Origin of the sequence: Agromyces sp. NPDC057679 (assembly GCF_042799635.1) — a bacterium.
Lineage (GTDB): Bacteria > Actinomycetota > Actinomycetes > Actinomycetales > Microbacteriaceae > Agromyces.
Map to the genome: position 1 here is coordinate 701,199 of NZ_JBHVIK010000003.1, position 16,939 is coordinate 718,137.

The 16,939-nt window shown below is 71.8% G+C and carries 13 protein-coding genes; 4 read left to right on the plus strand and 9 right to left on the minus strand.

Annotated features, from left to right (window positions below; genetic code table 11):
- Positions 1–34: 34 nt before the first annotated feature.
- The 8 genes from ACFVAJ_RS16220 to ACFVAJ_RS16255 form a co-directional block, all read right to left on the minus strand.
- Positions 35–2,539 (minus strand): transglycosylase domain-containing protein, encoded by a 2,505-nt coding sequence (locus ACFVAJ_RS16220; protein WP_376945814.1) that lies wholly within the window; start codon positions 2,537–2,539, stop codon positions 35–37.
- Between the two features lie 127 nt (positions 2,540–2,666).
- A complete protein-coding gene (locus tag ACFVAJ_RS16225; RefSeq protein ID WP_376945815.1) occupies positions 2,667–4,145 on the minus strand; it encodes a chlorohydrolase family protein in 1,479 nt (492 codons plus the stop codon).
- Positions 4,142–5,023 carry an ABC transporter ATP-binding protein gene (locus ACFVAJ_RS16230; RefSeq protein ID WP_376945816.1) on the minus strand — a complete coding sequence of 294 codons (882 nt, stop codon included), beginning with the start codon at positions 5,021–5,023 and terminating at the stop codon, positions 4,142–4,144. Before ACFVAJ_RS16230 ends, ACFVAJ_RS16225 begins: the two co-directional genes overlap by 4 nt.
- Positions 5,020–5,874: an ABC transporter ATP-binding protein gene (locus ACFVAJ_RS16235; RefSeq protein ID WP_376945817.1), complete on the minus strand. Its 855-nt coding sequence runs from the start codon at positions 5,872–5,874 to the stop codon at positions 5,020–5,022. Before ACFVAJ_RS16235 ends, ACFVAJ_RS16230 begins: the two co-directional genes overlap by 4 nt.
- A complete protein-coding gene (locus ACFVAJ_RS16240) occupies positions 5,871–6,758 on the minus strand; it encodes an ABC transporter permease (protein WP_376945818.1) in 888 nt (295 codons plus the stop codon). The genes ACFVAJ_RS16235 and ACFVAJ_RS16240 overlap by 4 nt, the downstream gene beginning before the upstream one ends.
- Positions 6,755–7,705, minus strand: coding sequence for an ABC transporter permease (locus tag ACFVAJ_RS16245; RefSeq protein WP_376945819.1), 951 nt, complete (start codon positions 7,703–7,705; stop codon positions 6,755–6,757). Before ACFVAJ_RS16245 ends, ACFVAJ_RS16240 begins: the two co-directional genes overlap by 4 nt.
- Before the next feature lie 5 nt (positions 7,706–7,710).
- Positions 7,711–9,339: an ABC transporter substrate-binding protein gene (locus ACFVAJ_RS16250; RefSeq protein ID WP_376945820.1), complete on the minus strand. Its 1,629-nt coding sequence runs from the start codon at positions 9,337–9,339 to the stop codon at positions 7,711–7,713.
- Positions 9,340–9,417: 78 nt separating this feature from the next.
- Positions 9,418–10,524, minus strand: coding sequence for an amidohydrolase family protein (locus ACFVAJ_RS16255; protein ID WP_376945821.1), 1,107 nt, complete (start codon positions 10,522–10,524; stop codon positions 9,418–9,420).
- A 94-nt stretch (positions 10,525–10,618) separates the two neighbouring features.
- On the opposite strand from ACFVAJ_RS16255, the gene ACFVAJ_RS16260 reads away from it, so the two are divergent.
- The 3 genes from ACFVAJ_RS16260 to ACFVAJ_RS16270 all read left to right on the plus strand — a co-directional run bounded on the left by ACFVAJ_RS16260 (position 10,619) and on the right by ACFVAJ_RS16270 (position 13,866).
- The gene (locus tag ACFVAJ_RS16260) at positions 10,619–11,296 is read left to right on the plus strand and encodes a FadR/GntR family transcriptional regulator (RefSeq protein WP_376945822.1); all 678 of its coding nucleotides are present in this window, start codon (positions 10,619–10,621) and stop codon (positions 11,294–11,296) included.
- Positions 11,289–12,539, plus strand: coding sequence for an MFS transporter (locus ACFVAJ_RS16265; protein ID WP_376945823.1), 1,251 nt, complete (start codon positions 11,289–11,291; stop codon positions 12,537–12,539). The genes ACFVAJ_RS16260 and ACFVAJ_RS16265 overlap by 8 nt, the downstream gene beginning before the upstream one ends.
- Before the next feature lie 85 nt (positions 12,540–12,624).
- Complete coding sequence (locus ACFVAJ_RS16270; protein WP_376945824.1) at positions 12,625–13,866, plus strand: amidohydrolase family protein; 1,242 nt, start codon at positions 12,625–12,627, stop codon at positions 13,864–13,866.
- 12 nt (positions 13,867–13,878) lie between these two features.
- Here ACFVAJ_RS16270 and ACFVAJ_RS16275 read toward each other — a convergent pair whose 3' ends face one another.
- Positions 13,879–14,850 carry a cytochrome b/b6 domain-containing protein gene (locus tag ACFVAJ_RS16275; protein ID WP_376945825.1) on the minus strand — a complete coding sequence of 324 codons (972 nt, stop codon included), beginning with the start codon at positions 14,848–14,850 and terminating at the stop codon, positions 13,879–13,881.
- A 198-nt stretch (positions 14,851–15,048) separates the two neighbouring features.
- Between ACFVAJ_RS16275 and ACFVAJ_RS16280 the strand changes: the two genes are divergently transcribed.
- Complete coding sequence (locus tag ACFVAJ_RS16280) at positions 15,049–16,689, plus strand: MFS transporter (protein WP_376945826.1); 1,641 nt, start codon at positions 15,049–15,051, stop codon at positions 16,687–16,689.
- Positions 16,690–16,939 lie beyond the last annotated feature (250 nt).

Genomic DNA, 16,939 nt, shown 5'->3' on the forward strand with positions numbered 1-16,939 from the left:
CGACGCAGCCGACGCAGCCGACGGCGCATTCGGATCACCCGCCGCGTCCGCCGCCTCCACCGCGGTCGCCGTGCCCGCCGCCGTCTCCGCCACCGCGGCCGCCACCGCCGCCCCCTGCGCGGTCGTCGTTCGTGCTGTCTCCCCCGCCGCCCTGGCCGCTCACGTCGCCGTCCGACCCGCCACCGACGTCTGCGGGCTCTCCGCCGCCGGCGCCCGTCGCTGCGGGCTCCGACGTCTCGTCCGACTCCTCGTCGTCATCATCGTCGAACGACGGCGGTCGGTCCACCACCGGCCCCGGCCCGAGCTCGCGGAACGCGTGGCCACCGTACTTCGCCGCCGCGACCGACATCACCATCGGCCACATCCGGTGCCGCGCCGTCGCCGCCTCCCCGCTCGCGAATGAGATCCCGCGCTGGTTGGCATCGCCGTTCACGCTCACGACCGCCGCGACCGTCGCGACCTCGCTGCTCGCGCCCGCCATCCAGGTGTCCTTCGCCCCGTCGGTCGTGCCCGTCTTGCCGATGAGCGGCACGTGCGGCACGGTGTTGTTGTTCGACTCGCGGGCGGTGCCGTCGGTCATGACTCGGCTCATCCCGTAGTGCATGCCCGCGGCCACATCGGGCGAGACGGCCGCCGCACACGTCGATTTGGGCACGGGCACCTCGGCGCCGTCGCGTCCGACGATGCGGGCGATCGCGATCGGCGTGCAGGTGACGCCGTCGTTGGCGATCCCCGCGAACGCGATCGCAAGGCTGAGCGGAGCGATCTCGTTCGTCCCGATCACCGTCGCAGGGCTCTGCCCGAGCGGATTCCCGTCGGCCCGGTGCATCCCGAATGCCTCGGCCGTCTGGCGGATGCCGCAGAGGTCGAGCTCCTTGGCCATACCGAGGAACCCGGTGTTGATCGACTGGGTCGTCGACTGGAGCGCGGTGTACGCGCCGCCCGACTCGCCCGCATCGTTCTTCGGGTTCCATCCCTCCCCCGAGACGTCGATGTCGCCGAGGCAGCTGTCGTGGAAGACCCCCCAGTTCGATCGCGGCTTCGAATCGACGCGTTCGCTCAGCCCGTGCCCCTCCTTGAGCCATTGCGCCAGCGTGAACACCTTGTACGTCGATCCGGGCTGGAACCCACGCGAACCGCCGTACGCGAAGTCGGTGTTGTAGTTGATGCTCTCGTACTGGGAACCCGAGGCGAGCACCGCTGGGTCCTGGCTGTACACCTTGTTCTGCGCCATCGCGAGCACGCGTCCGGTGCCCACCTGCACGCTCGAGATGACGCCGCCGAGGTCCCAGCCGGGGAAGGTCTGCGGCACGTTGTCGGCGAGCGCCTTCACCGCCGCGGCCTGCAGGTCGAGATCGAGCGTGGTGTAGACGTTGTAGCCGCCCCGCCGGAAGTTCAGCATGCGCGTCTCGGCGTCCTCGCCGAACGTCGGATCGGTCTGGAGGATGTTCTTCACGTAGTCGCAGAAGTAGGCGCTCGCCCCCGCGGTCTGGCACCCGGTGCTCGGCTCGGTGATCTTCGGCTCGACGGGCGTCGCGACGGCCTCGTCGTAGCGCGCCTGCGTGATCTTCCCGAAGGCGAGCATCCGGCCGAGGATGTAGTCGCGGCGCCCGTGGTTCTCGGCGTAGCCGTCGGCCGCACCGTTGCGTTCGCGATCCGGCTTGTCGATCCTGAACTTCTCGGGGTTGTTCACGATCGCGACGAGCGAGGCCGCCTGGGCGAGGGTGAGGTTCGACGACGAGGCGCCGAAGTAGTAGTTCGCCGCCGCCTCGATGCCGTACACGGTGCCCCCGAAGCCGGCGATGTTGAGATACCCGAGCAGGATCTCGTCCTTCGTGTAGCGCTTCTCGACGCCGATCGCGAGCCGCATCTCCTTCACCTTGCGATCGATCGTCGTCTCGGTGGCCGCGTCGTAGCAGTCCGACTTCACGTCGGCGACGACCTGGTCGCGCTGCTCGCTGCTCAGTTCGGTGCCGGCGGCCTCAGCCTCAGCCGCGGCCGCATCGACCTCCGCCGCCCCGGACTCCAGTTCGCACTGCTGCACCCGCACGTTCTTCACGTACTGCTGGGCGATCGAGGACCCGCCCTGCGTGTCGCGGCCGCTCGCCGTCGTGGCCGCCGCGCGGATCGTGCCCTGCATGTCGATGCCGCCATGGTCGTAGAAGCGGGGGTCCTCGCTCGCGACGGTCGCGTCCTTCACGTCCTGGTCGATCGCCTCCCACCCGACCTCGACGCGGTTCTGGTCGTAGAACGACGCGAGCAGCACGGGCTTGCCGCCGGCGCCCGTGGCGTAGATGTTGCTCTTCTCCGAGAGCTCGCCGATCGCGAGGTAGCCCGGGAGGTTGTCGAACATGCTGATCGTGCCGGAGGCGGCGAGCCCGACCATCGCGATCGAAGGGGTGACCGACACGACGACGAGCGCGGCGGCCGCGGCGCTCGCGACGATCAGCCCGACGAATCCGCCGATGACGCCGCCGAGTGTGCGCGTCTCAGCGAAGTCACGATTCCGCTTGTTCCGCGTCGCATTCGCTTCGCCCATCCGACCGCACCCCCAACCGCGCTCAGCAGTGCGTTCGAGAGCCCCGGAAGAGCAGGGTCCGTCCTGCGCTGTCACTCAATGACACCGCAGCCCGCCCGAGTTGTCCAGCATCGACACGGTTCGATCCTCAGCGCGACTCGGCGAACGGCGGAAACACCGGCGGGAACAGCGGCTCCCCGGTCGCAGCCAGGTGGTCGCGCTCGTGGTAGGCGGCCTTCAGCCGGTCGAAGATGCGCTGACCGTCGGCACGGAGGCGATCGAGGTCGACGCCCGGGATCGTTCCGTCGCGGAGCACCGCCCGGCCGGCCACCATGCTGAAGCGGGCGTCCCGCGCGGACCCCGCGAGCATGAGCGTGCGGAGCGGGTCGTCGACGGCGCCGGTGCGCACGTCGTCGAGCGCGAACGCGCTGAGGTCGGCGGTCGCCCCGACCGCGATCCGGCCGAGGTCGGGGCGGTGCAATGCCCGCGCTCCCCCACTCGTCGCCGCGTCGAGGTACTCGGCGAGGAGGCCGCGCCCGAGGTCGGCGTGCTGCGCCTTCGCGAGATGGACGCCCGCGTCGATGCCCCGGATCAGGTCGGGCGGGAACGAGTCGGTGCCGAGCGCGACGTTGACGCCGGCCTCGAGGTACTGCGAGAGCTTCTCGAGGAGGAAGGCGTAGCGCTGGTTCGTGAGCGGGCAGTGGATGATCGAGACGCCGGCCGCCGCGAGCTTCGCGAGGTCGCCGCGGTCCTCGCCGTGCACCTCGGGGTGCACGTCGAGGTAGACGCCGTGGGCGAGCACGAGACGTTCGTTCAGCAGTCCGACGCGTTCGAGCAGGCCGAGCGGGGTCGTACCGTCCTCGGCTCCGAGCAGCTCGCGCTCGTCGAGTCCCTGCAGCGCGTGGGCGCGCACGAGCGCGCCGCGCTCGGCCGAGACGCGCGCCGTCGCCTCGAGCAGTTCGGCGCGGACGGTCTCGATCCGGCAGGGCGCGAGGACGCCGGTGACGAGCGGGTCGCCGAGTTCCTCGACGGTGTCGAGGAAGCGCACCGCCTCGTCGAAGGCATGCCGTCCCGCCTCGTCGTCCCAGGCGATCGTCGCGTCGCCGTCCTCGTCCGTGACGTGCACGCCCGAGCGGTAGGACGGCCCGAGGAAGGTGCGCAGCCCGAGCTCGCCGGCGATGCGGGCGACGTCGAGGAGGTCGTCGTGCGTCTCGGCCCACGCCGAATGCACCTCGGAGGCGATCGGCATGAAGGTCGTGATGCCGTGCAGCGCCAGCTGCGTGAGGGCGAAGCGCCGCATGGTGCTTCGCTCCTCGGCGGTGAGCACCTCGTGCCGCCGCGCGAAGTACTCGGCCGACCAGTCGAGGCGCCGCGCAGCGGCCCCGTCGCTCCACGCGTCGAGCGCGAGGTGATCGACGTCGGCGAGCGCGTCGAGGTCGATGAGTCCGGGCATGAGGATGCTCCGCCCGAGCGCGATGCGTTCGTCGAGGTCCGCGTCGGGGGCGGCGTCGGCGCGGCCGACCCACGAGATGCGGTCGCCGTCGACGAGCACGGCGCCGTCTCGGAGCTCGGTGTGGCCGCGCCCGTCGTGGGCGATCACGAAGTCGGCGGTGATGAGCGTCGTCATGCGGTGGCCTGCGCGGCGAGACGTTCGCGCCGCACGGGCTTCCACCCGGGGCGGGGCACGGCGGCGCGCAGCGAGCGCGTGTACGGGTGCACCGGGTCGGCGAGGAGCTCGGCGGTCCGCCCGCCGTCGACGACGCGGCCCTGCTCCATCACGATCATACGGTCCGAGATCTGGTTGACCACGGCGAGGTCGTGCGAGATGAACAGGTAGCTCACCTCGCGTTCGGCGCGGATGTCGGCGAGGAGGTTGAGGATCTGCGCCTGGATCGAGACGTCGAGCGCCGCCACGGCCTCGTCGAGCACGATCACGGCCGGGTCCGCCGCGAGCGCCCGGGCGATCGCGACGCGCTGGCGCTGCCCGCCCGAGAGCTGGTGCGGGAACTTGTCGGCGAACCGCTCGCCGAGGCCGACGGAGTCGAGGATCTCGCCGGCTCGCGCGCGGGCCTGCGTGCGGGTCGCGCCCCTGCCCGCGTGCAGCGCGACGCTCGTCGCGACGATCTCGCCGACGCGCTGACGGCCGTTGAGCGAGGAGTACGGGTCCTGGAAGACGTACTGCACCTCTCGGGCCCAGCGCCGCCGGTCGGCGAGGTGCTTGACGCCCTTCGCGCGCGACTCGCCGCGCACGGACAGCTCGCCCTCGGTCACGGTCTCGAGCCCGACGAGCATGCGGGCCACCGTCGTCTTGCCCGAGCCCGACTCCCCCACGATCGCGAGGCACTCGTTCGGGTACAGCTCGAACGAGACGTCGTCGACGGCGATCACGGGGTCGTCCTTCACCGGCCCGGGGAACACCTTGCGCAGTCCTCGGGCGACGACGATCGGGGCGGGGCCGGCGGCGCCGGCTGGCTCGGTTGGGTCGGTGGGGTGGGTGCGGTTCATGATGCCTCCGCCTTCAGCAGTTCGTGGGTCGCTCGGTCGTAGCGCAGCACCGGCAGGCGGTCGACGCGCTCGTCGATGCTCGGGCGGGCACCGAGCAGTTCGATCGTGTACGGATGGGTGGGCGCCTCGTAGACGTGCTCGCCCTGCTCGACGATCTGCCCCGCGTACATGACGGCGAGGCGGTCGCAGCACGCGGCGGCCAGTTCGAGGTCGTGGGTGATGAAGAGCAGCGCGAGCCCCCGCGCGCGGCGCTGCTCCTCGAGGATGGCCATGACGTCGGACTGGGCCGTCACGTCGAGCGCCGTGGTGGGCTCGTCGGCGAGGATCAGCCGGGGCTCGGCGAGCAGCACGCTCGCGATCATGACGCGCTGCAGCAGGCCGCCCGAGAGTTCGTGCGGGTACTGCCTGAGCCGCTGCTCGGGGTTGCGCACGCCCACCTCGTCGAGGAGCACGACCGCGCGACGCTCGGCGTCGCGCCGGTCGACCCCGCGATCGCGCACGAGCGACTCGGTGAGGAAGTCGCCGACCCGGTGCACCGGGTTCACGTGCGCCCGCGGATCCTGGAAGATCATGCCCACGTCGCGCGAACGGTAGCGGCGCAGCGCGGCCGGGTTCATCGAGAGCACGGATGCCCCGTCGAACGCGATCTCGCCGGTCACCCGGAAGGCGGGGTCGAGCATCCGCGTGATCGCGCGGGTCGTCAGCGACTTGCCCGAGCCCGACTCGCCGACGAGACCGAGCGACTCGCCCTCGCCGATCGTGAGGCTCACCCCGTCGAGCAGGGTCTGCTCGCCGCCGCGCAGGCGGAGGGTCGCCCGGACGTCGTCGAGCCGCAGCAGGGGGTCGGTCATCGCATGCTCCTTGCACTCGAGGTGAGCCGGTCGCCGATGACGGTGACGCACCAGACGATCAGCACGATCAGGGTTCCCGCGGCGATCGCCTCGCCGGGGTGGCCGCGCAGCACCGAGTCGAAGCCGCTCTTGACCATCAGGCCGAGGTCGGCCGTGGGCGGCTGCACGCCGAGCCCGAGGAACGACACCGCGGCGAGTTCGATGACCGCGAAGCCGAGCGACGACACCGCCTGGGCGACGACGATCGGCTGCACGTTCGGCAGGATCTGGGTGAAGGTGATGCCCGTGCCCGACTGGCCCTGCAGCCAGGCGGCCGAGACGTACGGCATCCGCCGCTCGCGAAGCGAGGCGCCCCGCACGACCCGGGCGACGTAGGGCACGTACGCGATCGCGAGCCCGCCGACGACGGTCGCGAGGCTCGGCCCCCAGATCGCGACCGAGATGAGCGCGAACACGATGCCGGGCACCGCGAAGAGGATGTCGAGCACCCACGCGACCGCGGTGTCGGTGCGTCCGCCGCGCCAGGCGGCGAGGAGGGCGAGGAGCGTGCCGACCACGGTCGCGATGAGGATCACGAGACCGGGTCCGGCAAGCGTGATCCTGGAGCCCCAGATGAGCCGCGAGAGGATGTCGCGGCCGAGCGCGTCGGTGCCGAGGAGGTGCGCCGGCGAGGGCCCGCTGAGCGAGGCGAGCAGGTCGGGGTAGTCGGGGTCGTACGGCGCCACGACGGGCGCGAAGATCGCCGCGAGCGCGATGACGAGCAGGATCGACGCGGCGATGCAGCCGACGACGCCGAGTCGGTCGGCGGTGCGGCGGGTGATTCCCGTCGCACGTCGCTCGCGCACGCTCGCGACGGCGAGGCTCATGGTGGATGGGGTGGTCATTGCCGGCTCCCGAGGGTGATGCGCGGGTCGATGAAGGTGTAGAGCACGTCGACGATCGCGTTCACCACGACGAACGCGACGACCAGCACGAGGATCACGGCCTGCACGACCGCGAAGTCGCGCTGGAGGATCGCCCGTACGAGCAGCGAGCCGAGCCCGTCGAGGGCGAACACGTTCTCGACGACGACGGCGCCCGCGATGAGCGTCGCGATCGTGAGGCCGAGCACGGTGACGATCGGGATGAGCGAGTTGCGCAGGACGTGGTGTCGCACGATGTGCCCGGCGGCGAGTCCTCGGACGGTCGCGGTCTGCACGTGCTCGCGCCCGCCCTCCTCGAGCACCGCCGCGCGCGTGATGCGGGCGAGGTACGCGGCGCTCGCGACGCTGAGCGCCACGGCGGGCAGCGCCAGGTGGTACAGGGTGTCGACCCCGCCGGTTCCCGACCCGAAGGTCGGGAACCAGCCGAGGCCCACCGCGAACACGCTGATGAGCGCGACGCCGACGACGAACGACGGCGTCGAGAGGCCGACGGCCGCAAGCGTGGACGTGAGCTGGTCGCTCCACCCGCCGCGGAGCGCCGCGAAGGTGCCCGCCGCGATGCCGACGACGGCGATGATGATCGCCGCCATCGACACCAGCGCGAGCGTCGTGCCCACGCGGCCCGAGATCAGCGCCGAGACATCCTGCCGGTACACGATCGAGTAGCCGAGGTCGCCGCGCAGGACGTCGCCCAGCCAGGCGACGTAGCGCAGCAGGAACGGGTCGTCGAGGTGGTACTGCTCGGTGACGGCGGCGATCTGCTCGGGGGTGCCGCCCCGGGGCCCGAGGATGAACGCCAGCGGGCTTCCGGGGGCGAGGTAGAGCAGCCCGAACACGATGAACGACGTCACGAGCAGCACGAGCAGGAGCCCGCCGAGCCGCCGCAGCAGGTATGGAGCGAGGGACATCGGGACTACTCCACCCCGCCGATCGTCGCGGCCCACGGCGCGTACAGGTAGGCGAACGAGGCGGTGGCGCCCGAGATGCGGTCGTTCTGCACGAGGGTGACGGGCTCGTACGCGAGCGGGATCCACGGCAGCTCGCTGGTGATGATGCGCTGCGCGTCGATCACGAGCTCGGCGCGGGCGGCCGGGTCGGTCTCAGCGCGGGCGGCGAAGAGCTGCTCGTCGGCGCTGTCCCAGCCGGTGTAGTTGTGGCTGTCGGTCGACGCGAAGAACTGGTACACGTCGAGCGCGTCGGCGAAGCTGCCGTAGTTGGTCGTGAAGAAGCCGTCGATGCCCTCGCGCGCGGCGGGGTCGAAGTAGAGGTTGCCGAACTGCTCGACCGGGATGACCTTCGTCTCGATATCGAGTCCGATCGCCTGGCCGGCGGCCTGGATCACGTTCGCGGTCTGCTCGTGCACGGCCGAGCTGCCCTGCACCGCGAGCACGATGGGCGCGTCGGGCGCCCCCGCCTCGGCGACGAGCTGCTTGGCCTCGTCGAGGTCGGCGTCGGCCGAGAACTCCTTCGAGGCCTCCTCGAAGGCCTCGGTCTCGTAGCCCCAGTAGTCGGGGCCGGCCAGCGTCGTCGCGGGGATGCCGGCGCCCTGGAAGACGACCTTCGTCAGCGCCGCACGGTCGATCGCGAGCGAGAGCGCCTGACGGATGCGCTCGTCGCCGAGGCCGCCGTCGAAGTTCGCCGTGACCATCGTCCAGAACACGAGCGACTTGCCGTAGCTCGTCGTCACCTCGTCGCTGTTCGCGAGCTGGGTGAGCCCGGCGGGCGGCAGGTAGAAGTACTGGCCGTCGACGTCGCCGGTGCGCAGCGCGTTGACCGCGGTCGACTCGTCGGCGATGAAGCTGAAGCTGAGCTTCGCCGCGAGCGGCACCTCGCCCCAGTAGCCCTCGTTCGCCGCGAGCTCGATGCTCTTGCCCGAGTTCCACGCCGCGAGCGAGAACGGGCCGGTGCACGAGAGCCCGCCGCTCGGGGTGCCGAACGCCTCGCCTTCCGCCTCGGCGGCGGCCTTCTCGACGATCGCGCCGGCGGCGGTGCCCATCGCCTGCGTGAACAGGACGTCGGGCTGGGTGAGCTTCACGGTGACCTGGTCGGGTGCGGTGACCTCGACGGAGTCGACGTTCTGGAAGTAGCTCGAGAAGTAGCTCGTCGCGGTCTCGCCGAGCTGGCGCTGCAGCGAGTAGGCGACGTCTTCGGCGGTGAGCGGGTTGCCGTTCCAGAAGGTGACGCCGTCGCGGATCGTGTAGACGATCGTCGTGTCGTCGGGCTGCTCGACCGCCGAGGCGAGGCCCGGCTCGGTCGCCAGCTCGGGCGTGAGCCGCACGAGGCTCTCGCAGAGGTTCGCGGTGACGGTGTTCTCGGCGTAGTTGAAGCCGAAGATCGGGTCGAGCGACATCGGTTCGTACGGCAGGTTCCACTTGACCTCGTCGACGGGCTGCGTGCCCGGCTCGGTGGTCGTCGCGAGATCGGCGAGGTCGATCGAGAGCCCGCCCTCCTCGCCGTCGTTCTGGGCTGCGGTGCAGCCGGTGAGGGTGAGACCGATGACGGCCAATGCGGCCGACGCGGTCAGGATGCGGCGTCGTGACACGGGGAACTCCTTCGTCGTGGTGTCGGGGTGGTGCTTCGTGGGGCGGTGCGGTGGGGTGGAGCTGTTGCGGGGGCGCGTTCAGCGCCGGTGCAGGGTGCGGTCGTCGCGCACGACGCGCTCGGGCGCCGGCCGGTCGACCACGATCTGGGCGAGCGACTCGCCCCGGAACTCGAGCCGGGCGGGGTGGGTGGGCCCCGACCAGTCGGCGAGGTCGGCGGCGCCGATCAGGCGGGCTCCCTCGGTGGACGAGATGCGGTAGCAGCGCTCGAGCTCGGCGTCGGTCCTCGCACCGGTGCGGTACGCGAGCAGGTGCGCGCGGTCGACCATGCTGCCGGTGCCGAACGGGCTCCACGAGTCGCGGACGCCGTCGGAGCCGGCGGCGAGCTGCACGCCGTGCGCCTCGAGCAGCGCGAGGTCGGGCACGGGGTCGTCGCCGAGGGCGCAGGTCGTGATCCAGAGGCCGGCCTCGGCGACGCGGTCGAGCGTGTCGCGCAGCGTCGGCGCCGAGGCGTCCCCGAGCGCGAAGGCATGGCTCACGGTGACGCGGCCCTGCATGCCGGCCGCGACGGTGCGCGCCGCGATCTCGCGGATCTGGGCGAGCCCGGGCTCGCCGCCGTCGTGCAGGTGGATGTCGAGGTCGCGGCCGGCGCGCTGCGCGAGTCCGAACACGGCGTCGAGGTGCGCATCGACGTCGCCCTCGAGGCCGAGGGGGTCGATGCCGCCGACGAGGTCGGCGCCCGAGCCGAGGGCCGCGGCCATGACGTCGAGCGTGCCCGGGTTGGTGAGCAGCCCGAACTGCGGGAAGGCGACGATCTGCACGGTGAGCTCGGGGGCGAGCCGCTCGGCCGCGGCGCGCACGCCCTCGACGTTGCGGAGGCCGAGCTCGCTCGAGACGTCGACGTGCGCCCGAATGCCCAGCGTGCCGTTCGCGCGGGCCGCGCTGAGCAGGGCGAACGCGCGCTCCTCGACGCTGCGCGTCTCGGCCAGCTGCGTCGCGAGGTCGCCGGCGATGAGCTCGGGCAGGGATGCCGCGGGGCGGCGCGACATCCACCGCCCGCCCCAGCTCGACTTGTCGGGGTGGATGTGCGCGTCGACGAGCGCCGGCACGACGACGAGGCCGTCCGAGGTCGAATCGACCGCGGGGTCGGCGCGGTCGGGATCGATCGTCGTGATCGCGTCGGCCATGGGGCGAACTCCTTCGTTCGAGCGTGGCGGGCACTGCCGCGTATTTGTCAGATGTTATGATAACCATACTTTCGAGCTGGAAGAGAATGGACCCGTGGAACCCATCCGACGCAAGTCACTCGTCGACACCGTGGTCGACCGCCTGAACACCGAGATCGCCTCCGGCGCCTGGCCGATCGGCACGCGCATCCCGACCGAGGCCGAACTCACCGAGCGCCTCGGCGTCAGCCGACCCTCCGTGCGCGAGGCCGTGCGCTCGGTCGTGCAGCTCGGCCTCCTCGAGACCCGCCAGGGCGACGGCACGTACGTCGTCGCGAGCGATGCGACCGAGGTGGCGCTGCGGCGCACCCTCGGCGGCGCCGACTCGCGCGAGGTCCTCACCGTGCGGCGCGCCCTCGACGTGCTCGCCGCCCGCGAGGCGGCGCTGCACCGCACCGAGGCCGACCTCGCCTCCCTCAGATCCGAGCTCGCCCGGCGCCGTCAGGCGATCAGCCGCAGCGACGTCGAGGCATTCGCGAACCATGACGTCGCCTTCCACGTCGGCGTCGCCGAGGCCTCCCACAACCGGCTCCTCGTCGGCATCTACGCGAGCTTCGACGGCTCGCTCCGCCAGTCGGTCGCACACAACTCGTGCCTCTCGAACAACGCCGACCCGAGCGTCGTCGACCTGCACGAGGCGCTCCTCCACGCGATCGCCGCCCGCGACGTCGATGCGGCCACCGCCGCCGCGCTCGGCGTGCTCGACCAGACCGAGCAGTCGCTGCATGACTGAGCGGGGCGTCGGCATCGGCGCCCCGCTCCTCGCCGGCGTGCTCGTGGTCGGCATCGGCCTCTCGGTGCGCTCGCCGATCACGAGCGTGTCGGCGCTGCTGCCCGAGATCGATGCCGCGTACGAGTTCAGTGCGGCGGGGCTCGCGACGCTGAGCGCCATTCCCGTGCTGCTGTTCGGGCTCGCGGCTCCCCTGGCGCCGGTCTTCGCGCGACGATTCGGGGTCGATCGGGCCGCCGCCGTCCTGCTCACGGCGCTCGGCGTCGCCATGCTGGTGCGCCCGCTCGGGGCCACTGCGCTCATCGCCGGAACGGTGGTCGTCGGAGCGAGCATCTCGCTGCTCGGCATCCTCACCCCGCAGCTCGTGCGCACCCACCTCGGGCACCGTCAGGGGCTCTGGTCGGGGGTGTACACCTCCGTGTTCGGCGTCAGCGCCGCGCTCGGCGCCGCGCTCGCGATGCCGCTCCTCGACGCGCTCGGCGGCGACACCGCCATGGCCCTCGTCATCTGGGCGCTCCCGATCTGCCTCGTCGCGGCGTTCGCCCTGCTCGCGGCGCCCCGCCTCGCCGCCGTCGCGCCGAGCGACCGCGAACCGAGGTCGGCCACCGGCGACGGCTCGATCCTGCGCGCGCCGAGGGTGTGGTCGGTCACCGGTTTCTTCGGATGCCAGGCGCTCATCTACTTCGCACTCACCGCCTGGCTTCCGACGATCGTCATCGACCGCGGGGCCGACGCCGCGACGGGCGGGCTGCTGCTCGCGTGGCTCAGCGTCGCCGGCATCCCCGCCGCGCTCCTCGCGCCCGCGATCGCCGCCCGCTTCCGCAGCCAGTCGGCGATGACCACGCTCGTCTCGATGCTCTCCGCGGTGGGGCTCGCCGGACTCGCCTTCGCTCCGGCGTCATCGACCGTCGTCTTCGTCGCCGTGCTCGGCATCGCCCAGAGCGCGGCCTTCGGCCTCGCCGTCGGGCTCATCGTGCAGAAGGCGCCGAGCGCCGCCCGCACGGCCTCGTTCTCGGCGGTCGCGCAGGGGGTCGGCTACGCGGTCGCCGCGCTCGGCCCGCTCGCGCTCGGCATGTTCTCGACCGCGGGCGTCGGCTGGTCGACGCTGCTCGCGGCCCTCCTCGGCGTCGCGGGCGCGCAGCTCGTCTTCGGGGTGTTCGCCGGCCGGCCGCTCCGACCGACGGCCGCGCAGGCGCCTCCGCCGGCGCGCGAACCCGAGCACCTCGAACGGCCGAACCACTCCTGAACCGGCTCCGGCCGCGTCGACCTTCGTCGACGCAGACCGCCCCTCCCGCCACCCTCACTCCGAACCGCCCACGAAAGGTCGTCGCATGCTCATCCGGAACGTCCGCCCCTGGGGCGGCGCCGCCGCCGACGTCCGCGTCCTCGACGGACGCATCGCCGAGGTCCTCCCCCACGACCCCGCGGTGCAGGCGCAGCTCGATGCCGCCCCCGACGCGACCCCGCCGGGTACGGATCACCTCGACGGGCGCGGCCGCCTGCTGCTGCCCGCGTTCAGCGACGTGCACGTGCACCTCGACTCGACCCGCATCGGGCTGCCGTTCCGACCGCACACCGGCGCGCCCGGCGTCTGGGCGATGGTGATGAACGACCGCGCGAACTGGCGCGACGCCGAGGTGCCGCTGCCCGAGCGCGTCGCGGGCACGCTCGAGCGCATGATCGCCCACGGCACCACCCGCGTCCGCAGCTACGCGCAGGTCGACGTCGACTGCGGGCTCGAACGCTTCGAGGCCGTGACGGCGGCGAAGGAGCGCTTCGCCGACCTCGCCGACGTGCAGGTCATCGCCTTCCCGCAGGCCGGCCTGCTCCGCGAACCCGGCTCGGTCGAGGTGCTCGAGGCCGCCCTCGCGGCAGGGGCCGACGTCGTCGGCGGCATCGACCCGTGCGAGCTCGACCGCGACCCGGCGCGCCACCTCGACCTCGTCTTCGGCCTCGCCGAGAAGTACCAGGTCGAAGTCGACATCCACCTGCACGAACCGGGCGAGCTCGGGGTGTTCAGCACCGAGCTCGTGATGGAGCGCACCCGCGCGCTCGGCATGCAGGGCAAGGTCACCATGTCGCACGCGTACAGCCTCGGTTCGGTGTCGGATGCCACGAGCCGACGCCTCATCGACGGCTTCGCCGAGCTCGACATCGCCCTCGCCACCGTCGCGCCCGCGGCCTCTGGCCAGCTCTCGCTCGTCGACCTCGCCGAGTCCGGCGTGCGGGTCGGCCTCGGCGAGGACGGCCAGCGCGACTACTGGAGCCCGTACGGCAACTGCGACCTGCTCGACCGCACCTGGCAGCTCGCGTTCACGCGCGGAATCCGGCGCGATGACCTCGTCGAGCACTGCCTCGCGATCGCGACGATGGGCGGCGCGAGCATCATGGACCACGGCTCGCCCCGCCTCACCGGGGTCGCCGACCGCCCGGGCCTCGCGGTCGGCGATCGCGCCGATCTCGTGCTGGTCGACGGCGAGACGCCCACGAGCGCCGTCATGGACCGCGGTTCCGATCGCACGGTGCTCCACGACGGCCGGGTGGTCGCCGACGGGCTCCGGCTCGTCGGCTGAGCGGGTGCCGGATCAGCCCCGGACGGCGGTGCGCTTCGGCGCGGGCGGCGCCTGGGGCATCCGGCGCACCTGGCCGAAGCGCTCGGCCGCCGGCACGAGCAGCAGCGGGCGCGCGAGCACCCACCCTCCGATCATGACGAGGATCGAGACGGCGAAGATCGCGAACCCGACCCAGTCGTCGGACTCGCGGGCCGCGTACATGTGGTTGAGGTTGCGCAGTGCACCCGTCGCGAGCACGAGCACGACGTGCGCGAACGTGAAGAGCAGGAAGAACAGCATCACCGGGTAGTGCAGGGCCCGCGCGAAGCGCTCGGGCACCGCCGTCGCGAGTCGACCCTCGAGCGGCCAGCCGGGCGAGAGCCGCAGCCCGGTGAGGATGGCGAGCGGCGAGGCGATGAAGACGACCGCGAAGTAGGCGAGCACCTGCGCGTCGTTGTACGCCACCCATGAGTTCTCGGTGGGCCAGTCGAGCGAGAGGTACTGCAGCACGACCGAGATCGAGCCCGGCACGACCTCCCAGCTCGTCGGCACGATGCGCACCCATTGGCCGGTCGCGAAGAGCAGCACCACGTAGACGAGGCCGTTGAACACCCAGAAGGCGTCGACGACGAGGTGCAGCCAGACCGAGATGCCGAGGCGTCGCGGGGCGCCCTTCGTGCGCGGCCAGCGGGTGTTGTCACGCGTCCAGAAGGCGGGCGGGCGCGCCTTCGAGCGCACGATGAGGCCGGTGCGCACGAGCATCACGAGGAAGAACGCGTTGAAGAAGTGCTGCCAGCCGAGCCAGGCCGGGATGCCGACGGGCGCGCCCTCGGGCAGCGGGCTGTGACCCGGGTACTCCGCGAGAAAGTCCTGCACGCCCGGGAGGGTGCGCAGTCCGCGGGCGACGAGCACCGCCACGGCGAGCAGCACGAGCGCGCCGCCGGCGAGGAGGGCGAGGCGCTTCACGGAGAGGCCCGCGAACGCGGAGCGCGAGTGTGACGGCACGTCTCTCAGCGTGACAAAGGCGCGGGGCGGGCGCAACTCGGCGGCGTCACGTGACGCCCCGACCGACCCGGGGATCGGGCGGTCGTGGTGCATCGGGAGGCCCGAATTCGGCGATGCCTGCGCGTCGAACACCGTTCCGTACCTCGTGGAGGAGCAGAGTGAGGCTCGGAGTGCGATCGCGGACGAAGGAGCGAGACGATGACCGATCACGTCGCCACTGCCGTCACCACCGAGGAGCGCCGCTCGTGGGCCCCCATGGTAGGGCTCTTCCTCGCCCAGGTGCTCATGTCGTTCAACGTCGCCGCACTGCCGATCTCGCTCGGCGGCATGGTCGAGGACTTCGGCGTGCCGCCGACGGTCGCGAGCTCGACGATCGTGGTCTACGGCCTCGCCGTCGCGGCGCTCGTCATGACGGGCGCGAAGCTCGGCCAGCGCATCGGCTGGGTGCTCATCTTCCGTGTCGTGGTCGCCGTCTTCGCTGTCTCGTCGCTCATGATGATCCTCTCGACGTCGATCGGCTGGGCGATCGCCGGACAGGTGCTCGCCGGTGCATCCGCCGCGATCATCGTGCCCGCGCTCGTCGCGCTGATCGCCGAGAACTACCGGGGCGACCAGCAGGCGACCGCGGTCGGGTCGCTCGGCTCGGCGCGGGCGTTCTCGGGCATCAGCGCCTTCCTCATCGGCGGCACGCTCGGCACCCTCGTCGGGTGGCGCCCGGTGTTCTTCATCACCCTCGGACTCGCGGTCGCCGTGTTCGCGCTGAGCTTCCGGCTGCGCGGCGACCGGGGCGACAAGAGCATCCGCATCGACCTCGTCGCGTCGGCGCTCATCGGCGCCGCGATCGTGCTGCTCACGCTCGGCTTCAACAACCTCAACGCGTGGGGCATCCTGCTCGCCGAGCCCGGTGCGCCGTTCTCGGTGCTCGGGCTCTCCCCCGCACCCGTCTTCGTCGTCGTCGGCCTCATCCTCGGCCAGGGGTTCTTCATGTGGACCAAGCGCAGGATGCGACTCGGCCGGGTGCCGCTCGTCGACCTCGGCGTGCTCTCGGAGCCGACCGAGCGGGCCGCCGTCTACGCGATGTTCATCATCGTCGCGATGGAGGCCGCGGTGAACTTCACCGTGCCGACGTACATCCAGGTCGTGCAGGGGCGCACCCCGTTCGACACGTCGCTCGCGATGATGCCGTTCAACCTCACGGTCTTCGTCACGGCGACGCTCATCGTGCGCTTCTACCGGCGCCACAGCCCGCGTGCGATCGCACTGTTCGCCTTCGGCCTCACGACCGCGGCGCTCGTCTGGCTCGCGTTCGTCGTCACGAACAACTGGGAGACGGTGCCCACGATCGTGGGGCTCGTCGTGTTCGGCATCGGCCAGGGCGCGCTCGTCACGCTCGTGTTCAACGTGCTCGTGACGGCGGCGCCGAAGGAGCTCGCGGGCGACGTGGGCTCCATCCGCGGCACGACGCAGAATCTCGCGAGCGCCGTCGGCACCGCGCTCATGGGTGCGCTGCTCGTCACGATGCTGACGCTCAACTTCACGCAGGCGGCGATCGAGCACCCCGAGCTGCCCGAGGAGCTGAAGGCCGAGGTCGGGCTCGCCCAGGTGAACTTCATCAGCAACGACGAGCTGCGCGCGGCGTTCGAGGAGACGAGCGCCACGCCCGAGCAGGTCGACGCCGCCGTCGAGATCAACGAGGAGGAGCGGCTGAACACGCTGCGGCTCGGATTCCTCGTGCTCGCCGGGCTCAGCGCGGCCGCCGCGCTGCCCGCGTCGCGCCTGCCGAAGTACCGGCCCGAGGAGATCCCCGACCCGATGGCGGCCGGCGGCGGCGACGACTGATCGGGTGCCGGCGAACGCCTGAGACGACGACGGGATGCCTCGACCGAGGCATCCCGTCAACGGTCCTCGCGGCGGCTCAGCCGGCTGCGTCGAGGTCTGCGGTGTAGTCGACGAGCCAGGACCGGAGCTCGGCGCCGAGGTCGTCACGATCGACGGCGAGCTGGATCACGGCCTTGATGTAGTCCAGCTTGTCGCCCGTGTCGTACCGGCGACCCCGGAACACGACCCCGTACACCCCGCCCGTGCCCTG